This window comes from Treponema sp. C6A8, from assembly GCF_000619925.1.
Taxonomy (GTDB): Bacteria; Spirochaetota; Spirochaetia; order Treponematales; family Treponemataceae; genus Treponema_D.
This window is the reverse complement of record NZ_KK211042.1, coordinates 154,775-173,603: the sequence shown is the minus strand read 5'-3', so window position 1 is coordinate 173,603 and position 18,829 is coordinate 154,775. Positions and strand designations below refer to the sequence as shown.

Here is an 18,829-nt window from a genome sequence, read left to right as displayed (position 1 = left end):
ATGTTTCCTGTGGTATAATTTTTCTATGAAAAAATGTCACTTTATACTTGCAGCAATCTGGTTTTATGCGGCGGCTTTCTGCAGCTGTGCCAATATTAAAGTCAAAAAAATCGACAAATCATATATAGAAAACTCTCCCCGCGTCATTTTGGGCGACGAGCAGAGCGAAAAATATCTGCCCTTGCTGGAGGGAAAACGCGTTGCCCTTTTTTCAAATCATTCCGGGATAATGGGTGATAAAATAATTTTGCAGGACGGTCGGGAGCTTTACGGTGGAAAGGAGCTTTACGGCAGCAGTGAAGAAGCGGCTGACCTTCCTTTCGGCCTTGATGCAGAGGGAAATCCAGTCTCTTACGGACCTCATATTCTTGATTTTCTTGTAGAAAGCGGCGTGAATGTTACGGCAGTTTTCTGCCCGGAGCACGGCTTTCGCGGTACGGAAGATGCAGGAGCAAGCATAGACAGCTCTGTTGATGAAAAAACAGGAGTTCCTATTCTTTCTTTGTATTACGGCGGCGGGGACAAAATGCCACCTGCCAGCGACATGGCCCTTTTTGATACTCTTGTAGTTGATATTCAGGATGTAGGACTTCGTTACTACACCTATTATATTTCCCTTTATTATCTGATGAAGGCCTGCGCCTCTTACGGAAAGAAAGTGATTATTCTTGACCGCCCAAACCCAAACGGCTTTTATGTTGATGGCGGTATTCTGCAGAAGTCCTTTGAGTCTAATGTAGGCCTTCTTTCAATGCCTACGGTGCACGGAATGACTCTGGGCGAGCTTGCCCGCATGCTGAACGGTTCCAGACTTCTTGATAAGGATTGGAAACCCTGTGATTTAACTGTAATTCCCTGCAAGAACTACACTCACCAGACTAAATACTGTCTTATAAGACGGCCTTCTCCAAATATCAGGACTATGCGTTCTGTTTATCTCTACGCTTCTACCTGTTATTTTGAAAATACAATTGTTTCGGTTGGACGGGGAACTGAATCTCCTTTTGAGATTTACGGAAGTCCTTACTTTAAGGATGATGAAAAGATGGATTTTTCCTTTATTCCTCATTCGATTGACGGAGCAAAAAATCCACCATTTCTGGAAGAAATCTGCTATGGAAAAGATTTACGTTCCCTGCCACTCTCAAAGATTTTTGAAAAAGGCAGTGATTTATCTTATCTGAGCCGGGCTTACAGGTCTGCAAGAAAGCTTCAGGCTCCTTCCTTTTTTGGAAAGCCTAATGCAAAGGGCTATTACTGGATTGATTTACTGACCGGTTCTGATTTTGTCCGCACCCAGCTGATGAAGGGTACTTACCCCGAAGATATTAAGGAAGCCTGGCAAAAAGATTTAGAGGAGTTTAAGAAGGCACGAAAGCCATATCTTTTGTATTCAGAAAAAGAAGTTGAAAAAAGATGGCAGACTGACGTTACTTTCCCGGACTGGATTTCCGTGGAAAATTATTCTGCAAACAATATTCTGACTTTCCAGGGCTATAAAGGACAGGGGGTAATTTATTTTAGCCCGAATGCTGATTGTACTTTTAAACTTTTTATAAACAGCAATCTTGTCAATATGAAGCTGGCAGGCGGGGCTTCCTATGAGGCAGATATTTCCGCCCTTACAAAAAACGGCAGCAATACAATTCAGATTTCTGATTTTGAAAGTGCAGGTAAGGGAGCAAAGGTTAGAGTCTGCATTCCTTACCCGGTTCTGAAAGAAGGAAAGCTTTCTGAGTCAGGTATTCCTTCTTCTGCCGTAAAATTAATTGATAAGATCATTTCTGCTGATATTAAGAACGGCTTTACCAGCGCCCAGCTTACGGTTGTAAAAGACGGGAGATATATTTACCAGAAGGAGTGGGGGAATATTCAGACCTACGGTAAGGATGGCGTACCTGTAAATGCCCAGCCTGTAAAGCAGGACACTATGTATGACCTTGCTTCTGTTACCAAGATGTTTGCCGGAAACTATGCCGTTCAGCTGCTGGTGGAAGAGGAAAGGCTTCCGCTTGATATGAAACTAACCCAGATTTTCGGCGACCAGTTTGCTGATGACACAATTATAATTAATTACCAGAACAGAAAAATCCACGCTGACTTTCCTCTGGAGCAGATTAAGGAATGGAAGAGAAGAATTACTGTCCGTGACCTTCTGATGCATACGGCAGGCTTTCCGGCGGGCTATCCTTATCACAACGACTCTTATTACCTTGAGCAGGATAAGCTTAATGCAGAGCCCGGAAGAAACCTGCTTTTTGCCGGTAGTGACGGCTCTGAAGAAACAAGACAGAATGTCCTTAAGCAGATTTTCCGCTCGCCTCTGGTTTATGAGCCGGGAACCAAGCTGCGTTACAGCGATATTGACTACATTCTCTTATGTTTTATTGTTGAAAAAATTACGGGTCAGAGCTTTGACGAGTTTTTGAAGGATAATTTCTGGGATGCTTTAGGACTTTCACGTACCTGCTTTAATCCGCTGAAACACGGTTACAAAAAGACTGACTGCGCCGCAACTGAGCCTAACGGAAACACCTGCTCTGGCTTTATAAAGTTTTCAAATATCAGGACAGAAACCCTGCAGGGCGAAGTTCACGATGGAATTGCATATTATTCTATGGCAGGACTTTCAGGGCACGCAGGTCTTTTTTCCAGTTCAAAGGATCTGGCTCGTCTTGCAAGCCTTATGCTTACAGGCGGCTACGGTCAGAACCGCTTTTTCTCACGCAATGTAATTGACCTTTTTACAAGCCCTCAGACGGCAAACCATTCAGATTACGGTCTTGGCTGGTGGCGCCAGGCAGAATTCCAGACTCCTAAGCAGTTTGGAACAGTATGTTCAAGCAGAGCCTTCGGGCATCAGGGATTTACGGGCACTCTCGTTTTTATTGAGCCTGAAGAAAACCTTGTAATTGTCTACCTTACAAACAAAATCAACACAAGGATGGTAAGGGGCTTTGAACTAAGCAATCAGTTTGAAGGAAACGCCTACCAGTCTTCAATGATCGGCTTTGTTCCTCAGATAATTATGATGGGCTTAAAAGGCGCTAACGACGCCCAGTACAAAGCCCTCCTTTCCGACATGAAAAAAAATGCCCGCCAAAGTGCTGAAACTAAGACGGGCGTTTACTGGAAAGCTTATGAAGCTTTGGAAAGTATCCGTTAATTATTTTATAACCAGGTTCACCAGTTTATCCGGCACAACAACTGTCTTAACAATCTCGTGGCCGTCTGTAAACTTCTTTACGCCTTCAAGGGCAAGGGCTGCGGCTTTGAGGTCGTCCTGGCTGGTGCCAGGGGCTGCCTCGAAGGTGTCGCGTTTTTTGCCGTTAATCATAACAACAATCTGCTTTGTGTCGTCCTTACAGAAGTCTTCGTTGAAGGTCGGCCAGCTTTCGTAAGTGATTGTGTTCTTGTTGCCAAGCTTTTCCCAGAGCTCTTCACCAAGGTGAGGGGCATAAGGAGCAATCAGTTTTACAAAGTCAGACCACATTGCACGTGGAAGGCTTTCGAACTTGCTTGCTTCGTTGATGAAAATCATCATCTGGCTGATAGCAGTATTGAAGTTCAAAGTATCTGTATCGTTAGAAACCTTCTTTACAGTCTGGGCAAAAGTCTTGCGCAGTGCTACAAGAGCCTTGTCTTCAAGTTTTCCTGTAATATCGGTGTCATTCAAAGGCTTTTCGCTTACTGCCCAAACCTTTTCAAGGAAGCGGTGAATACCAACAATTCCCTGAGTAGACCAAGGCTTACTCATTGTAAGAGGACCCATGAACATTTCGTACATACGGACTGAGTCAGCGCCGTAAGCCTTAATTTCATCATCAGGGTTTACAACGTTTTTAAGAGACTTACTCATCTTGGCAACAATCTGCTCAAGAGGTTCGCCTGTTGCTTTTTCAAAATATGTGCCGTCTGCCTTCTGGTCAACTTCGTCAGTTGGAACAAGAGTTTTGTTCTTGCGCTGGAAGGCAAAAGAAGTAATCATACCCTGGTTTACAAGGCGCTGGAAAGGTTCTTTTGTAGAAACAAGACCGCAGTCGTAAAGAACCTTGTGCCAGAAGCGTGAGTAGAGGAGGTGCAAGACCGCGTGCTCAGCACCACCTACATATAAATCAACCGGCATCCAGTAATTTTCTGCTTCTTTTGAACAGAAAGCTTTACTGTTCTGCGGGTCAAGGTAGCGCAGATAGTACCAGCAGCTTCCTGCCCACTGAGGCATGGTGTTTGTTTCGCGGCGGGCAGCGCCACCACATTTAGGACACTTGCAGTTTACCCATTCTTCAATGCCTGCAAGAGGTGATTCTCCAGTACCAGTTGGCTGGTAAGATTTTACGTTAGGAAGAGTAAGAGGAAGTTCGTTTTCCGGAACAGGAACTGTACCGCAAGTTGGACAGTGTACCAGAGGAATTGGCTCACCCCAGTAGCGCTGGCGGCTGAAAATCCAGTCACGCAGCTTGTAGTTTACAGCCTTCTTTCCTACGCCTTTTTCTGCCAGCCATTCAAGCATTTTTGCGATGGCATCAGCCTTGTTGAGTCCGTTAAGGAATTCAGAATTAACGTGGATACCGTCTTCTGTCCAAGCCTGTTTCTGAACATCAACTTCGCTCTTAAGAACTTCGATAATAGGAAGATTGAATTTCTTAGCAAAATCCCAGTCTCGGGTATCATGTGCAGGAACAGCCATAATTGCACCGGTTCCGTAAGAAATCAAAACGTAGTCAGCAACCCAGATAGGAATGAGCTTTCCGTTTACAGGGTTCACGGCATAGCTTCCGCTGAATACACCAGTCTTGTCTTTTGCAAGGTCAGTGCGTTCAAGGTCAGATTTTTTAGCTGCCTGCTCGCGGTATTCTTCAACAGCCTTTTTCTGGTCAGCGGTTGTAAGCTTTTCAATAAGAGGATGCTCAGGAGAAACAACCATATAAGTTGCTCCAAAAAGAGTATCACAGCGGGTTGTATAAACTGTAAGCTTTTCGCCGCTTTCCTTTCCGTCCTTGTCTGCAACGTTAAAGGTAACTTCCGCACCTTCAGATTTTCCAATCCAGTTGCGCTGCATGATTTTTACGCTTTCAGGCCAGTCAAGACCGTCAAGGTCTTCCAGCAGGCGCTCAGCATATTCAGTAATTTTCAAAATCCACTGGCGGATAGTCTTGTGAGTAACGATTGCGCCACAACGTTCGCAGCGGCCTTCCTTTACTTCCTCGTTAGCAAGACCAGTCAGACAGCTAGGACACCAGTTGATTGGAGTCTGAGCCTCGTAAGCCAGTCCCTTTTCATAAAGCTTAAGGAAAATCCACTGAGTCCAGTGATAGTAGTCAGCCTCACAGGTAGAAACTACGCGGTCCCAGTCATAGCTGAAGCCCAGAGACTTAATCTGCTGGGTAAATTTTTCGATATTTGCGTGAGTAGTTGTACTTGGGTGGGTACCGGTCTTAATGGCATAGTTTTCTGCCGGCAGACCAAAAGAGTCAAATCCCATCGGGTGAAGCACATTAAAGCCCTTCATTCTAAGGTAACGGCAGTAAATATCAGTTGCTGTGTAGCCTTCAGGATGACCTACATGAAGTCCTGCCGCACTAGGATAAGGGAACATATCCAGAATATACTTTCTTTTCTCCGGCGGAATCTTAGAATCTTCCTTTGCACGGAATGTTTTGTTCAATTCCCAATATTTTTGCCACTTGGGTTCAATGTTTTCAAACGGGTACTTAGACATTTATTTGCTCCTAAAATTAATTACATTTTTATACAGAGTGCAAAAATATTGGGCACCTGTAATTTACGGCATGGATGCCGTGTTGTATCTTTGGAATTAATATGTCGAACTTTCGCAAGAAAGTTCGCTAGCAAAAATTACAAGGATGTAATTTTTGCGACTTTTTGCCACTTGGGTTCAATATTCTCAAATGGGTATTTAGACATTTTTTGCCTCTTTTTATTAATAGTAAAGTTCATTAATTATAATGAATTTAGGGGCGAGTTCCAACACCTACTCGCCTTCCGGGCTCCACTACGTTCGGTGCTTCGCACCCGCTTCGCGGCCCTCCACGTTCGCGCCGGGGGGCAATTTACATTTGAACAAATCTAAGAAAAACATTAATATATTCTTATATTAAATAAAGTTACGAGACAGATAATGATATTAAAAAATACCGTTCGACATCATTACATCATTACATCATTACATCATTACATCATTACATCATTACATCATTACATCATTACATCATTACATCATTACATCATTACATCATTACGATATAACTGTCTCTAATAAATTTACCACTGGTTAAAAAACAGGCCCGAAAAATGCAGATTTAAGCGAAGTTTAAACCTGCATTTTTCGGGCTTTTTATATTTTAAATCTAAAAGGAGCTTTTTTATGAAAAAGTTTGAGAGTTGTCGGACTAAATTCGGCAAGACAGTCGCTGCACTTATTTCTGGTGCGGCACTTATATTAAGTTTTGCTTCCTGCAAGCCGGAAGCAGATATTGAGTATGTAGACCGCATAGTTGAAAAAGTAATCAAAGAAGAAACATCTTATGTTGCTTCTCCACTTTTTACAGCTGCCAGCGATGAAGGAAAAGTTAATATCACAATTTCCTGCCAGACAGAAGGTGCTGTAATTTATTACACAACAGATGGCTCTGTTCCAACAAGTGAAAGTACAAAATACACAGAAACCATTTCGATTACCAGTGATACAAGTTTCCAGGCAATTGCTGTAAAAGACGGAATGGAAAATTCTCCAGTTTCTTATGCATCTTATTCTGTTGTAAATAAGATAGAAACTAAAACTACAATTGAATACCAGAAAATAGAGGTTGATAAAAACTATGCTGCCGCTCCTGATTTTGCTGTTACCAACACAGAAGACGGCGTAAATCTTTCTCTTTCCTGCGGAACTTCTGGAGCAGCAATTTATTACACTACCAACGGTGCAATTCCAACTGCAGAAAGCACACCATATACTACTCAGATTGTATTAACTGCAAGCACACTTGTAAAAGCAATTGCAATTAAGGAAGGAATTGAAAACAGTCCTGTAAGCCTTGCAAATGTAACAATTAAGAAAATTACCGCTTCTGCAGGCGGAGCAGGTAACCCGCTTTCAATCGCCCTTTCTGCAAGCGTTCCAAATACAAACAAAAACGGAGCTGCCTACACAGGAAACAAAACAAATACCTTTGTCACAGTTAATGTTGCTGTAACTTCTGCCAGCGATGTAAAAAAAGTTGTTTATAAAAAGAATGGCTCACTTGTGGCAAAAACTCTTCTGGCTGATACAGGGGCAACTGATGTAACTTCAATCGTGAAAACTAACGGTACATTTGCAATTAATGCTTCAAACGAAAAAGATGGTAATGGCTCATACACAGTAGCTGTCCTTGATGAAGCTGGTCGTGAAGAAACCGAGCAGATTACAATTGACCAGTTTGAATTTACTCCACCTGAAACAGTAAAAAAGTTAAGTGGAACCTATTCAAACGGAAGTATAACTCTAAACTGGACAGATCCTTCTGACGGCGATTTTGACCATGTGTCTATTTCTTACACCAGTAACAACGGAACAGGCGATAGTGTAAGAAGCGACTCTGTTACTGTTGCCGCTGGTACAAAGACAAAAACTTTTAGCGGAATTAATTCATCGGCTTCTTATTATACCTTCTATTTTGTAAGTCTAGACTCTCTTGGAAACGAGAGTATTGCAAGAAAATGGAAAGTTGCGGTTGGAAGCTCTGTAAGCAATATGCCGGACGGATTTGTGGAAATAAAAGGAGCAACAGTAAACGGTAAGGTAGCAGATTCTAAAGTATTCATAAATAACAGAACTGTAACAATTCCAGATATGTACGTGTGCGACCACGAAATTACACAGTCTGAATACGAAAAGTACTGTAAATACGGCTCTGACAGGCCGCGTTCATCAAGTGGTTTAGGCGAGAATTTTCCTGCATATAATGTGAACTGGTATGATGCAATTGTCTACTGTAACTTAAGGTCAATAGACGAAGGGCTCACACCCGCATATAAAATAAATGATGAAACTGACCCTGCAAGCTGGCCGGATATAGTTAGTCAGGCAAGTAGCGGTGTAACAAAATATTGTGGCCCTTCAAGTAAAAACAGCACATGGAATGCTGTTACATACAACACGGAGGCAGACGGCTATCGTTTACCAACAGAAGCAGAATGGGAGTACATTGCACGTGGTGGTAACAACGGAATACCAGCTACACAGACAACTTATGCCGGAAGTGACACTATAGATAATGTTGCCTGGTATTATGAAAACTCCGGTTCAAAAACGCATGAAGTAAAAGGTAAGAGCCCGATTTCTGATGAAATTAAAATTTACGACATGAGCGGAAATGTTTGCGAATGGTGTTATGACTGGCGGTATGACTCTGTATATAGCTACACGCCGGCTACGGGCTCGGCTTCCGGTTCTAGCCGTGTCATTCGTTGTGGCTCTTGGTTCTATGATGCTTCTAACTGCAAGGTGTCTACCAGGTCCAGCAACAGCCCGGACGACCGCAGCGACATCGTCGGTTTCCGTGTTGTTCGTAACGCCAACTAGCGTTGGCTAGTTCTATAAGGAAATTATTATCGACTTCCGCATTCGCGGAAGTGCGAATCCAGTTATAATTTAAAGAAAATATAAATCTATAGAATGCAGGTAAAAATATGACTGATAATATTGGTGAATCAGTATTGCTGAGTTATTTAAAATATATAAAAAAATGTACGATTTGTTGTCAAAACTGGACAAATTCCAAAGCGTATGAAGAAAACTCAAATGTAAAAGAAATATACGACAAATTATATAGTGAAAATGAAACTGTAAGAGAAAATTTCACAAGCAAGAACGGTGTACAACGAACACTTGAAAATATATTAAATGAAACAGAAATTGATGTAATAGGATTTAAGGGAAAAGAACTGTATATCGCCGATGTGGCTTTTCATAATAATGGGCTTGGTTACGGTGATAACGAAGATAGAATTTTCAAAAAGCTATTTAGATTCTGTCTTACTTGCTTACAATATTTTTCAGATTATGAATCTTTTGAAATAATGTTTGCATGTCCTTTTGTTAAGGGCGGTGATGTGGAACCTGTAAGAAAAGCGGCAGATGATATAAATAATCTTTTTGCTGAATACTTTGATGGTAAAAATTTTTCTGTAAAATGTGTTGTAAATGATGAATTTGCTGAAAATATATTAAGTCCTCTATTTGATGTAGGTAATAAAATTACAGAAGCAGATGCCTTCCTTCGTGCTGTTCAGCTTATAAGAACTTGTAAAGCATCTAAAAAAATTAAATAATCAGTAAACTTGGAGTAGTAAATCTGATATACATAAATTTATAAGGCGTTTTTATAACGCCTTTTTTTTGTCGAAAAATTACTTTTTAATGTTGGCTAGAATAAAATATGTTGACCAGAATATTTTCTCAGGTTACAATAAAAATATACAAATTGAATTTGGGAGGCGTCTATGTGCAGAACATCTATTTACGATGCCAGAAATAATTTTTCAGCCCTGGTAAAAATGGCGGAAGAAGGCGAGGTTGTAGAGCTTACCCGCTATGACAAGCCTGTTGCTGTTATTGTCAGTTATGGAGAATATACAGATTCATCAAGTAAATCAGAAAATTGGCTTACTTTATGGCGTAAAGAACATAAAGATGATCTATATGGTTTAGAATTTGATGTAAAACCATCCCGCGAGTACCCTGATTATTCAAAAGATCCTTGGGCGTAATTGCTTGCTTTTGCAAAAGGGGAAAAATTATGAAAAAAACATATTTATTAGATACAAATATAGTTTCGGAATTCGTAAAAGAAAGACCAGATAATCAGGTTCTTGCATTTTATAGTGCAAGAAAAAATCTTTGTGCAATTGCATCAGTTACTTGGCAAGAGTTAACCCGTGGTTTAAAGCGCATGCCGGAAGGAAGAAGAAAAAGTATAATCCAAAGTTTTATAAAAAATCTTGAAGAGAATGTTGAAATCATTCCTTATGATAAATTTTCAGCAAGAATATGTGGAGAAATGCAGTCGGATGCAGAAAAAAAAGGTAAGCCTCTTCCTTTTTACGATTCTCAAATTGCAGCTACAGCCATTTCAAATGGAATGATACTGGTTACTCATAATACAGCAGATTTTGAAGTCATGAAAGAAATGGCTTTCTTAAATATGGAAGATTGGTTTTATAATGCAAATTAAAAATAACTCTGGTGTTACGAATATAGTCAAAAATCCTGTAAACCTATAATATCAGATTGTAATTGGTGCGGGAACAGAATCCCTTTATTCAATGCTGGTGCAGTTTTTCGGGCGGAATAAAATCTACGGTGTGGAAAATCCCGGTTATCACAAGGTTGCCTCGGTTTTTCAGCTCAACGGGGCAGATGTAAAGCCGGTTTTAATCGACTCTTAGGGGCTTGATACTTCGCTTTTAAATCAAAAGCAAATCGACATAATCCATCTTTCTCCGGCCCATCATTTTCCGACCGGCCGAGTAATGCCAATTCGCCTCCGCCTTGAACTTTTACAGTGGGCGTCTGAGGCTTCCGACCGCTTTAGAATAGAAGATGATTACGACAGCGAGTTCCGTTTTAACGGAAAGCCTCTGCCGACACTTTTTAGCGGTGACAGCAGCGGTAAGGTAATTTACGTTAATACCTTTTCCAAAACGATTTCGCCTTCCTTCCGAATAAGCTATATGGTTCTTCCCGCCGGCTGCCGTCTAAAAATATTCGTTTTCTTCTGTCCAAATATCCGCTATAATATCTGTATGGTGAACAATTCTACAGCCTATTTAAGCAATTCTGGAATTTTCTCGTTTTTTAAGTTTGGAGATGTTACTCTAAAATTCAGAACTTCTTCAAAATTGAAAGAATATAAATCAATAGAAAATTGGGATAATGGCTATCTTGTTGTTATGGCTGATTATGACAAATTAGGAATTACAGAAGAGTATGTTGATATAACAAACGTTCTTAATGAATTACATTTTAATTCAAAGCAGTTTCTTGAACCTATAAAAAAAGTGGAGATTCGATATGAGTGATATAAATGAAATTGCAGATAAAGCAGATGTGATAATTGATGGGTTCGCTTTCTTAAAACATGATGACAAAATTGATGTTGTAAATCTAAACGAAAAAAATCATGCCGCTGTATTTTTTTATGACAAATCTATTGATGGAGAAAGCCTGATTGAAACCAGTATGGACGATATTGAACTTTCTATCGCAAAAGATTATTTGAAAAATGCAAAAAAGTATCTGGAGATGGATAATGCCTAAATATTTTCAATACAAAATATGCGGATACTTTTTGTACTTTACTGCAAAATGTATTGTTGAAGCTTTTCATGTTCATGCAAGTGATTCTACCCTGACAGAAGAATCATCTGCAAAATTCTTTGTAAAAGAAAATGGAGATACAATCGTAGAAAAACGAGGTGTACTTACGGATAAAGAAATTAATAAAATCCAAGCTTTTATAAAAGACAATTACAAAGAAATGTATAAAAAATGGGCTGCATTAAGTAGTGAAGGATTTTATAGAGGATAAAACTTTGGAGGAGAATAATAAATCACCTGTAGCTCTATAATAAATCTTTTGTACCTGCACGGGGGACGGGGTGAACTTCGTGGAGTTTCAGAGTGAATCTGGTGCAGTTTCAAGTTGGAACTCCACCAGGTTCAGAACTTTTGTCAAAGACTTTAGAGGTTTTTCTTACTGACCTAAGGTCTTTTTTTTATATACTTTAGTCATTATTTTCTTAGGACTTTTCTATAATAATCTTATAGGTATTAGACTCATGCAGAAGGCCTCTTCTGTTTGTTTTTACTGTTACAAGGTATTCGCCTTCTTCGATTTCTGCAGGAAGCTGAAAGGAAAGCATTGTTCTTGTATTTTTGATAAAAATATTCGGCTTATATGTTTTTCCCTTGCCGCTTATAAAAACACCCTGATTATCATCCTTACAGTCAATTTTTATAAACTTACCGTCAATTGTGGCAATTTCCATTGGTGAAAAAACTCCGTTTATTCTGTTGCTGTAACCGCTGATAGAGGAAATGTAGGGATTGCATATGCCATGATTTGTTATACGTTCATATTTGACGTCTTCGCACAAAAGTTTTTCTTTTTTTATATCGCTTTTGAATAATAAAGAAATTTTGTGATCCCGCTGAGGTGCATTCTTATAGTTTACAGGTACTGGCTTAAAAATCTCTTTTGATGTTTCTGCACTTCCGGCGGCTCCTGCCCTGAAACTTCCCATAAAAAGTTTTACAACATTACCATCTCTAATATTATTCCAAAATACTCTTTCCAGAACATTCATTACTGCCCTAGCATCAGCTTCTGTGATTGTCGTATTTGCATCAGCTATCTGTCTGATAATAGCGTCTTCGTCTACTGTAATGTCATTCTGACTTTTGAAAACATAAGGTTTCTTACGGTTTGTAAAGGTATTTTCCTGTGTGTAAACTTTTAACATATTGTTATTATATGTTAAGAAGGCAAGAATGGGCAAGAGATGTGAGGCAGGGGCTCCTTTGAGCCCCGTTTTATTTTACTCTTCCAACGCCTTAATCAGTCCTGGGATTGCCTTTTCAAATTTAACTCCGTACCAGTGGTCGGTCTTGTCGTCCAGAGTTTTCCTGATTGAATCTACAACAAAGTCTGCGGCGATTTTGGCTGCCTGAAGGGCTGATTTTCCTCTCATCAGGGCGCCGGCAAAGGCTGAAGAGAAAACGTCGCCTGTTCCGTGGAAGGAAACGTCAATTTTTTCGTTGAAGTAATATTCAAAAGAGTCTGAGTCGCTGTGGTAAACAGAAGCGCCAATCTTTCCTTTTTCAAAAGAAACGCCTGTAATCACAACATTTTTAGCGCCCAGCTTTGCAAGGTCGCGGCTGATTTTTTCTATGTAAGCCTGGTCGTAATCTGAGCCGGCGTAAGGAATGCCCAAAAGGAAGCTTGCTTCTGTCAGGTTTGGAAGAATGTAGTCGGCACCCTTACAGAGTTTTGCCATTTCCTGAGGGAAGTTGTCGTCAAATCCCGCATAAAGCTTTCCGTTATCAGCCATAGCCGGATCAACAATGCGGAGTGCTCCCGGAAGGGCTGCCTTATCCATAATCTGAAGGATGTGGGCAATCTGAGTTTTTGTAACGTAGCCAGTGTAAAAGGCGTCAAATCTTATATTTTCCTTATTCCAGCGTTCAAGGATTTTTGGCATTTCGTCCGTAAGGTCGTTGAAAGTCCATCCCGAATAGCCGGCCGCAGTGTGGTTGGAAAGCAGGGCCCCGGGAAGAATTGCTGTTTCAATTCCGCAGGCAGAAATGATTGGCAGGGCAACTGTAAGCGAGCACTGTCCCACGCAGGAAATGTCCTGAATTGTCAAAAGTTTTTTATCCATATTTTTCTCCTTTTTGCAGGCATATTACAGAAAATCTGGTCTTATTCATATAGTCAAAAAGCTTGTAAATGTATAATATCAGATTGCTGCGGTCACGGATTTCCCCAAATTATCAGTTTTGCCTGCATACCCTTTATTTTGTTCAATCTGCATAAATTTCTTCAATTATTCTTTTCTTCTTGCACAAAGCCATCAAAAAATTTATTCAAAATGTAAAATTATTTTTTTATTTCAGTTGAAAGGGGAAATCGTTCGGGTATAAAACAAAGCAAGATTAAAAAAAAGATTTGGAGGCAGATATGACTGGAAAAGAAATTAGCGAAATGCAGACAAAATATGTTCTGCAGAGTTGGAGCAAGCAGCGTGGACTTAATCCTACTCCTGTTGCTCGCTGCGAAGGAATTTACATTTACGATACCGACGGAAAACGTTACGCGGATATGTCTTCTGAGCAGGTTAATATGAATGCCGGATACGCAAATAAAGAAATGACAGAGGCAATTAAAGCTCAGCTTGATTCTTACGCCTATATTCAGGGCTCATTCGGATCTGAGCCTCGAGCAAAGCTTGCAAAATCAATTGTAGACAGATTGCCTGACTGCTTTGGAAAAGTTTTCTTTACTAACGGCGGTGCCGATGCCAACGAAAATGCAATCAAAATTGCGCGAATGTATACAGGCCGCTTTAAGGTAATGAGCCGTTACCGTTCATATCACGGTTCAACCTTTGGTGCAGGAAACTTGACTGGTGAGCCTAGACACTTTGCGCTTGAACCGGCAATTCCTGGCTTTATCCACTTTTTTGATCCTTATCTCTATCAGGAAAAACTTAAGTTTGCATCTGAAGAAGAAGCAACTCAATACTATATCCGCCAGCTCAGGGATCAGGTAATTTACGAAGGCGCTGACCGTGTGGCTGCAATTGTGTGCGAAACAATTACCGGTTCAAACGGTGTAATCATTCCTCCTAAGGGCTACCTCAAGGGAGTTCGTGCCGTTTGCGATGAATTCGGAATTATGATGATTTGTGATGAAGTAATGGCAGGCTGGTACCGAACAGGAAAAATGTTTGCCTTTATGAACTTTGATGTTGTTCCTGATATCATCACTTTTGCCAAGGGGGTAAACTCAGGCTACATTCCTCTTGGAGGCTGTATCGTTAAAAATGAAATTGCCGCATTCTTTGATGATAATTACCTTTCATGCGGTCTGACATATTCCGGACATCCTCTTGCCTGCGCAGCCGGAGTTGCCTGCCAGGAATTCTATCTTAAGAATGATATTGAAGGTCACGTTCAGAAGGTCGGAAAGCATCTGGGAGAAATTCTTGAAGGCTTAAAGGCTAAGCATCCGAGCGTAGGTGATGTGCGCTATATCGGTTTGTTCAGCGCGGTAGAACTTGTAAAAGATAAGGCTAGCCGTGAACCTCTTGTTCCATGGGGAAGGGATCCTGAAAATCTTATGGGCTTTGTAACTAAGGAACTTAAAGCCCGCGGGTTTGTAACTTATACCCATGAAAACTGCATTATGGTTGCCCCTCCTCTTATCATCACAGAAGCTCAGCTTGATGAGGAAATGGCAAAACTTGATGAAGTTCTTTCTCTTCTGGAGGCAAAACTTGGCTTTTAATTTTACAATGCCAGGCCGCACGATTATGGGGCAGGGGGCCTTTGACTCAGCCATTCCTTATATCAGGGAGATGGGAAAAAAGGCTCTGATTGTAACCGGAAAGATAATCACAAAAACAGGTCTTACCGGGAAAATTCAGAAAAAACTTGAAGGGGCAGGAATTGCATCTGCAGTTTTTAATGACTTACCCGGTGAGCCTGATGACAAAATGATTATAAGTGCGGTTCAGGTTTATAGAAGTGAAAAGTGTGATTTTATAATCGGGCTTGGTGGAGGAACTCCGCTTGATACTGCAAAGGCAGTTGCTGCAATGTCTGTGCTCAAATGCGAGCTGATTGACTGGGCAGGAAAGGAGATGAAGGGAGATTTTCCTCCGCTGGTTCTCATTCCTACAACTGCCGGAACCGGTTCAGAAGCAACAAAGTTTTTTGTTTACACCGACACAAAAACTGATGCAAAGCTTTTGATGAAGGGCGATGATCTTTTACCGGATCTGGCACTTGTGGATTTTAATTATACGCTTTCTGCCCCGCGTGGAATTACAGTTGCAACCGGTATGGATGCCCTTACTCATGCGGTAGAAGCCTATACTTCAAAAAAGGCAAGTCCGCTGACTGATTTTTACTGCCTTGATGCAATTGAACGCATTTTCAAAATGCTGCCTCTTGCTGCAAAAGACGGTAATAACATAGCTGCCCGCGAGTCTCTTGCAATTGCAGCTTATGAGGCAGGCGTTGCAATCAATAATTCCAGTGTGACGATTGTTCACGGAATGAGCCGCCCGATCGGAGCTTTATTCCATGTTCCGCACGGAATTTCAAATGCAATGCTTATTTGCGAATGCCTTAAGTTTGCTCTTGATGGTGCTGAAAGCCGCTTTGCGGATATTGCTCGTAGAATAGGGGCCGGGGACTTTATCAGCGCCCTTGAAGGACTTACAAAAGAACTTGAAATTCCGACACTTCGCCAATATGGAATCGACCTTAAGAAGTTTGAAGAGTTTTCGCCAAAGATGGCAAAGGATGCTCTTGCTTCCGGCAGTCCTTCCAACACAAGAAAGGAAGTTTCGGAGGCAGATATCCTTAAGATTTACAAAATTCTTAGGGAAAAATAAGAAAATTTGTGCTTAATGCACAAAAAAAATCTTAAAATTTGTAATTTAGGCAATATTAATAAAGTATTTTTGTGCGTATATTAAGGGCATAAAGAAAGAGAAGAAATACTGCAAAGGCGCAGAATCAGAAAAAATCTGGTTCTGCGTCTTTTTTTTTTTACTGGAGGTACAAAATGGAAGCTGCTGTTAAGGAAGAGGTATTTTTTGACCCTAAAACTGCACCTGTAAAAATTACTGTTCAGAATCTGAGTGTGGTTTATAAAGCTACTGATGAAAAAAATCAGACGGTAGCTCTTCAGAACGTAAACCTTGATATTAAGAACGGAGAGTTTATTTCTCTTGTAGGCCCTTCCGGCTGTGGAAAGACAACTCTTCTTAGAGTTATCTCAGGCCTTATTCCTTCAACTTCGGGAAAGGTTTTTGTAGGCGGTCTTACTCCACAGGAAGCCAGAGTTGCAAAGGAATTCGGAATTGTATTTCAGAGTCCGGTTCTTATGGACTGGCGTACAATCAGACGAAACATCTGCCTTCCGCTTGAACTGATGAAGATGCCAAAGCCTGAGCGAACAAAGAAGGTTACCGAAATGCTTGAAATCGTTGGACTTCAGGATTTTGGCTATCACTATCCAAGAGAGCTTTCGGGTGGTATGCAGCAGCGTGTCGGAATTGCCCGCGCCCTTGCTTTAGACCCTCATGTTCTTTTTATGGATGAACCTTTCAGCGCTCTTGATGAGTTTACAAAGGAACGCCTTCACGAAGACCTTCTTAGAATCTGGCGTAAGACACATAAGACAATCATCTTTGTTACGCACAGCATTCAGGAAGCAGTTTTCCTTAGCGACAGGGTAGTTGTTTTTTCACCTCACCCGGGACGCATAACTTCGGTTGTGGATATTGATATTCCTCGTCCTAGAAGTCTTGAGTGTAAGAACAGCCAGCATTTTACAGAACTGGTTGCAAAGGTTAGAAGCGGCTTTGAAGGAGTGTAGCTGATGATTAAAAAGATTCTTAAAAGTCCTAAGTTTGTAACTTTTATATGGGTGCTTGGACTGATGATTGTCTGGGAGCTTGGAGCCTTTGTAATTGCCGGAACAAAAAGAACGCCTGAGAATGTTCTTCCCCATTTATGGCAGATTCTTCAGTCGGTTTTTACTACTAAGAAGGTGACTGCAACTCAGACAGCCCTTCAGCTGGTTCTTTTTAATGCAGGCATTACCCTGGGACGAGCTTTAATAGGATTTATTTTCGGGGCTTTGTTCGGTTACCTGCTTGCAATTATGATGCGGCGCTTTGCGGCAATCGAAAAAATTGCCTTTCCATATCTGATGCTGATTCAGTTGATTCCGATTTTGGGAATGGCGCCTGTAGTTCTTGCAATTACACAGGATATCAATAAAAGCCGAATTGTAATTGCCGCAATCCTGACCTTTTATCCGGTAGCGGTAAATACACTTGCGGGGCTAAAGGCAATAGAAAAGGAAAAACTGGAACTGTTTTATTCCTATGCTGCAAGAAGCTTTGAGGTTTACCAGAAGCTTATGATTCCGGCAAGCATTCCATCCCTTTTTACGGGGCTTAAGATTGCTGCTCCTATGGCTGTTACGGCTTCCATTCTGGTAGATACCCTGCAGGGGGGCGGCGGACTTGGCTGTATGCTGAGCCAGTCATTAAAGCATGCAATGAGCATATATGTTTTCTGGCAGATTGTGTTCTTCAGTGCTTTTGTTGGAATTATGAGTTTTTACCTGATGGTGCTTCTGGAAAAACTGTTTGTTCCGGGGGCAAGAGTTTCAAAGAAAAGAAGATAGGATGCGAGGCGGAATATGAAGATAGTAAGAAAAATAAAATCAAATACTGTTAAGTCAGTTTTGTATCCTGTCCTTTTCGGGGCTTTAATTCTGATTTTGTGGCAGTTCCAGATTATTCACGGATGGTTTGGGGCAGATACTTTTACCCTGCCTCTTCCTTCAAGAATCATGCAGATTCTCTTTGATAACTTTGGAAAGATGGCAGGTGATATAAGGGCGACTGTAACTGTGGCACTTGGCGGACTTGTCTTAGGTTCCCTGCTGGGATTTCTTCTTGCAATGATTGCAACAATGTTTTCTCACTGGGGAAAGGGTGGGCTTTCACTGGCAACAGCCTTTAATGCAATCCCGATTATTGCGATTGCGCCGATTTTCAATAACCTGACCAAGGACTTCAGTCCCGACCCGAATACAAGATCTATGCTGGCAAAAATGCTGGTTGTAATGATTACCTGCACAGTCAGCATGGCAATCAATGCCTACAGGGGATTTACAGAGCTTAAGCCTTTCAGCCTGGACCTCTTTAAATCTTATGCGGCAAGGCCTGCAACTGTGTTTTTCAAGCTGAGGCTTCCTAACTGCGTGCCTTATATTTTTACCGCCCTTCGCATCAGCGTGCCGGGCTGCGTAATAAGCGCAATGGTCAGCGAATACTTTGCGGAATACATAATCGGGGTTGGGCGTCAAATCCGCGAGAACATTGTTCTTGCCCAGTACGCAACGGCCTGGTCTTACATTGTGGTTGCCTGCCTTATAGGAATCGTGATGTATGTAATCTTACTTGTGGCAGAAAGCCTTGTTCTTAAGAACAGGACTTCAAAATAAAAAATTAATTT

Annotated in this window: 17 protein-coding genes; 14 read left to right on the top strand and 3 right to left on the bottom strand. The window is 41.2% G+C overall.

Features of this window, described 5'->3' with window-relative positions; genetic code table 11:
* Positions 1 to 25 precede the first annotated feature (25 nt).
* The gene (locus T530_RS15065; RefSeq protein WP_156011658.1) at positions 26 to 3,166 is read left to right on the top strand and encodes an exo-beta-N-acetylmuramidase NamZ domain-containing protein; all 3,141 of its coding nucleotides are present in this window, start codon (positions 26 to 28) and stop codon (positions 3,164 to 3,166) included.
* Here the strand turns inward: T530_RS15065 and leuS are convergent, their stop codons facing one another.
* Positions 3,167 to 5,719: a leucine--tRNA ligase gene (gene leuS, locus T530_RS0112705; protein ID WP_027729339.1), complete on the bottom strand. Its 2,553-nt coding sequence runs from the start codon at positions 5,717 to 5,719 to the stop codon at positions 3,167 to 3,169.
* A gap of 666 nt (positions 5,720 to 6,385) precedes the next feature.
* Here leuS and T530_RS14925 point away from each other — a divergent pair.
* The 8 genes from T530_RS14925 (at position 6,386) to T530_RS0112670 (ending at position 11,591) form a co-directional block, all read left to right on the top strand.
* Positions 6,386 to 8,584: a chitobiase/beta-hexosaminidase C-terminal domain-containing protein gene (locus tag T530_RS14925; RefSeq protein WP_051537990.1), complete on the top strand. Its 2,199-nt coding sequence runs from the start codon at positions 6,386 to 6,388 to the stop codon at positions 8,582 to 8,584.
* 107 nt (positions 8,585 to 8,691) lie between these two features.
* Positions 8,692 to 9,333 (top strand): hypothetical protein, encoded by a 642-nt coding sequence (locus T530_RS0112695; RefSeq protein WP_027729338.1) that lies wholly within the window; start codon positions 8,692 to 8,694, stop codon positions 9,331 to 9,333.
* A gap of 171 nt (positions 9,334 to 9,504) precedes the next feature.
* The gene (locus T530_RS15060) at positions 9,505 to 9,771 is read left to right on the top strand and encodes a type II toxin-antitoxin system Phd/YefM family antitoxin (protein ID WP_081773747.1); all 267 of its coding nucleotides are present in this window, start codon (positions 9,505 to 9,507) and stop codon (positions 9,769 to 9,771) included.
* Between the two features lie 29 nt (positions 9,772 to 9,800).
* A complete protein-coding gene (locus T530_RS0112685; RefSeq protein ID WP_027729337.1) occupies positions 9,801 to 10,235 on the top strand; it encodes a type II toxin-antitoxin system VapC family toxin in 435 nt (144 codons plus the stop codon).
* A 91-nt stretch (positions 10,236 to 10,326) separates the two neighbouring features.
* Positions 10,327 to 10,449 (top strand): hypothetical protein, encoded by a 123-nt coding sequence (locus T530_RS15340; RefSeq protein WP_256380945.1) that lies wholly within the window; start codon positions 10,327 to 10,329, stop codon positions 10,447 to 10,449.
* An 84-nt stretch (positions 10,450 to 10,533) separates the two neighbouring features.
* On the top strand, positions 10,534 to 11,082 hold the full coding sequence (locus tag T530_RS14920) for a hypothetical protein (RefSeq protein ID WP_027729336.1): 549 nt from the start codon (positions 10,534 to 10,536) through the stop codon (positions 11,080 to 11,082).
* Complete coding sequence (locus T530_RS0112675) at positions 11,075 to 11,320, top strand: hypothetical protein (RefSeq protein ID WP_027729335.1); 246 nt, start codon at positions 11,075 to 11,077, stop codon at positions 11,318 to 11,320. Before T530_RS14920 ends, T530_RS0112675 begins: the two co-directional genes overlap by 8 nt.
* Positions 11,313 to 11,591: a DUF4160 domain-containing protein gene (locus T530_RS0112670; RefSeq protein WP_027729334.1), complete on the top strand. Its 279-nt coding sequence runs from the start codon at positions 11,313 to 11,315 to the stop codon at positions 11,589 to 11,591. The genes T530_RS0112675 and T530_RS0112670 overlap by 8 nt, the downstream gene beginning before the upstream one ends.
* 211 nt (positions 11,592 to 11,802) lie before the next feature.
* Here T530_RS0112670 and T530_RS0112665 read toward each other — a convergent pair whose 3' ends face one another.
* Positions 11,803 to 12,525: a DUF4469 domain-containing protein gene (locus tag T530_RS0112665; protein ID WP_027729333.1), complete on the bottom strand. Its 723-nt coding sequence runs from the start codon at positions 12,523 to 12,525 to the stop codon at positions 11,803 to 11,805.
* 75 nt (positions 12,526 to 12,600) lie between these two features.
* Entirely contained in the window at positions 12,601 to 13,443 is an 843-nt protein-coding gene (locus T530_RS0112660) for a pyridoxamine kinase (protein WP_027729332.1), read from the bottom strand.
* 299 nt (positions 13,444 to 13,742) lie between these two features.
* Here T530_RS0112660 and T530_RS0112655 point away from each other — a divergent pair, with 299 nt between their 5' ends.
* The 5 genes from T530_RS0112655 (at position 13,743) to T530_RS0112635 (ending at position 18,818) form a co-directional block, all read left to right on the top strand.
* Positions 13,743 to 15,071 (top strand): aminotransferase class III-fold pyridoxal phosphate-dependent enzyme, encoded by a 1,329-nt coding sequence (locus T530_RS0112655; RefSeq protein ID WP_027729331.1) that lies wholly within the window; start codon positions 13,743 to 13,745, stop codon positions 15,069 to 15,071.
* Complete coding sequence (locus T530_RS0112650) at positions 15,061 to 16,185, top strand: iron-containing alcohol dehydrogenase (RefSeq protein WP_027729330.1); 1,125 nt, start codon at positions 15,061 to 15,063, stop codon at positions 16,183 to 16,185. The genes T530_RS0112655 and T530_RS0112650 overlap by 11 nt, the downstream gene beginning before the upstream one ends.
* Positions 16,186 to 16,358: 173 nt before the next feature.
* Entirely contained in the window at positions 16,359 to 17,174 is an 816-nt protein-coding gene (locus tag T530_RS0112645) for an ABC transporter ATP-binding protein (protein ID WP_051537989.1), read from the top strand.
* Positions 17,175 to 17,177: 3 nt separating this feature from the next.
* A complete protein-coding gene (locus tag T530_RS0112640) occupies positions 17,178 to 17,993 on the top strand; it encodes an ABC transporter permease (protein ID WP_027729328.1) in 816 nt (271 codons plus the stop codon).
* 15 nt (positions 17,994 to 18,008) lie between these two features.
* Positions 18,009 to 18,818: an ABC transporter permease gene (locus tag T530_RS0112635; protein ID WP_027729327.1), complete on the top strand. Its 810-nt coding sequence runs from the start codon at positions 18,009 to 18,011 to the stop codon at positions 18,816 to 18,818.
* The last annotated feature ends 11 nt before the right edge of the window (positions 18,819 to 18,829 follow it).

Excerpts from the sequence above, each read along its gene's own strand:
- T530_RS15065 (WP_156011658.1), top strand. The coding sequence starts at position 26 with ATGAAAAAATGTCACTTTATACTTGCAGCAATCTGGTTTTATGCGGCG.
- leuS (WP_027729339.1), bottom strand. The coding sequence starts at position 5,719 with ATGTCTAAGTACCCGTTTGAAAACATTGAACCCAAGTGGCAAAAATAT.
- T530_RS14925 (WP_051537990.1), top strand. The coding sequence starts at position 6,386 with ATGAAAAAGTTTGAGAGTTGTCGGACTAAATTCGGCAAGACAGTCGCT.
- T530_RS0112695 (WP_027729338.1), top strand. The coding sequence starts at position 8,692 with ATGACTGATAATATTGGTGAATCAGTATTGCTGAGTTATTTAAAATAT.
- T530_RS15060 (WP_081773747.1), top strand. The coding sequence starts at position 9,505 with ATGTGCAGAACATCTATTTACGATGCCAGAAATAATTTTTCAGCCCTG.
- T530_RS0112685 (WP_027729337.1), top strand. The coding sequence starts at position 9,801 with ATGAAAAAAACATATTTATTAGATACAAATATAGTTTCGGAATTCGTA.
- T530_RS15340 (WP_256380945.1), top strand. The coding sequence starts at position 10,327 with ATGCTGGTGCAGTTTTTCGGGCGGAATAAAATCTACGGTGTGGAAAAT.
- T530_RS14920 (WP_027729336.1), top strand. The coding sequence starts at position 10,534 with ATGCCAATTCGCCTCCGCCTTGAACTTTTACAGTGGGCGTCTGAGGCT.
- T530_RS0112675 (WP_027729335.1), top strand. The coding sequence starts at position 11,075 with ATGAGTGATATAAATGAAATTGCAGATAAAGCAGATGTGATAATTGAT.
- T530_RS0112670 (WP_027729334.1), top strand. The coding sequence starts at position 11,313 with ATGCCTAAATATTTTCAATACAAAATATGCGGATACTTTTTGTACTTT.
- T530_RS0112665 (WP_027729333.1), bottom strand. The coding sequence starts at position 12,525 with ATGTTAAAAGTTTACACACAGGAAAATACCTTTACAAACCGTAAGAAA.
- T530_RS0112660 (WP_027729332.1), bottom strand. The coding sequence starts at position 13,443 with ATGGATAAAAAACTTTTGACAATTCAGGACATTTCCTGCGTGGGACAG.
- T530_RS0112655 (WP_027729331.1), top strand. The coding sequence starts at position 13,743 with ATGACTGGAAAAGAAATTAGCGAAATGCAGACAAAATATGTTCTGCAG.
- T530_RS0112645 (WP_051537989.1), top strand. The coding sequence starts at position 16,359 with ATGGAAGCTGCTGTTAAGGAAGAGGTATTTTTTGACCCTAAAACTGCA.
- T530_RS0112640 (WP_027729328.1), top strand. The coding sequence starts at position 17,178 with ATGATTAAAAAGATTCTTAAAAGTCCTAAGTTTGTAACTTTTATATGG.
- T530_RS0112635 (WP_027729327.1), top strand. The coding sequence starts at position 18,009 with ATGAAGATAGTAAGAAAAATAAAATCAAATACTGTTAAGTCAGTTTTG.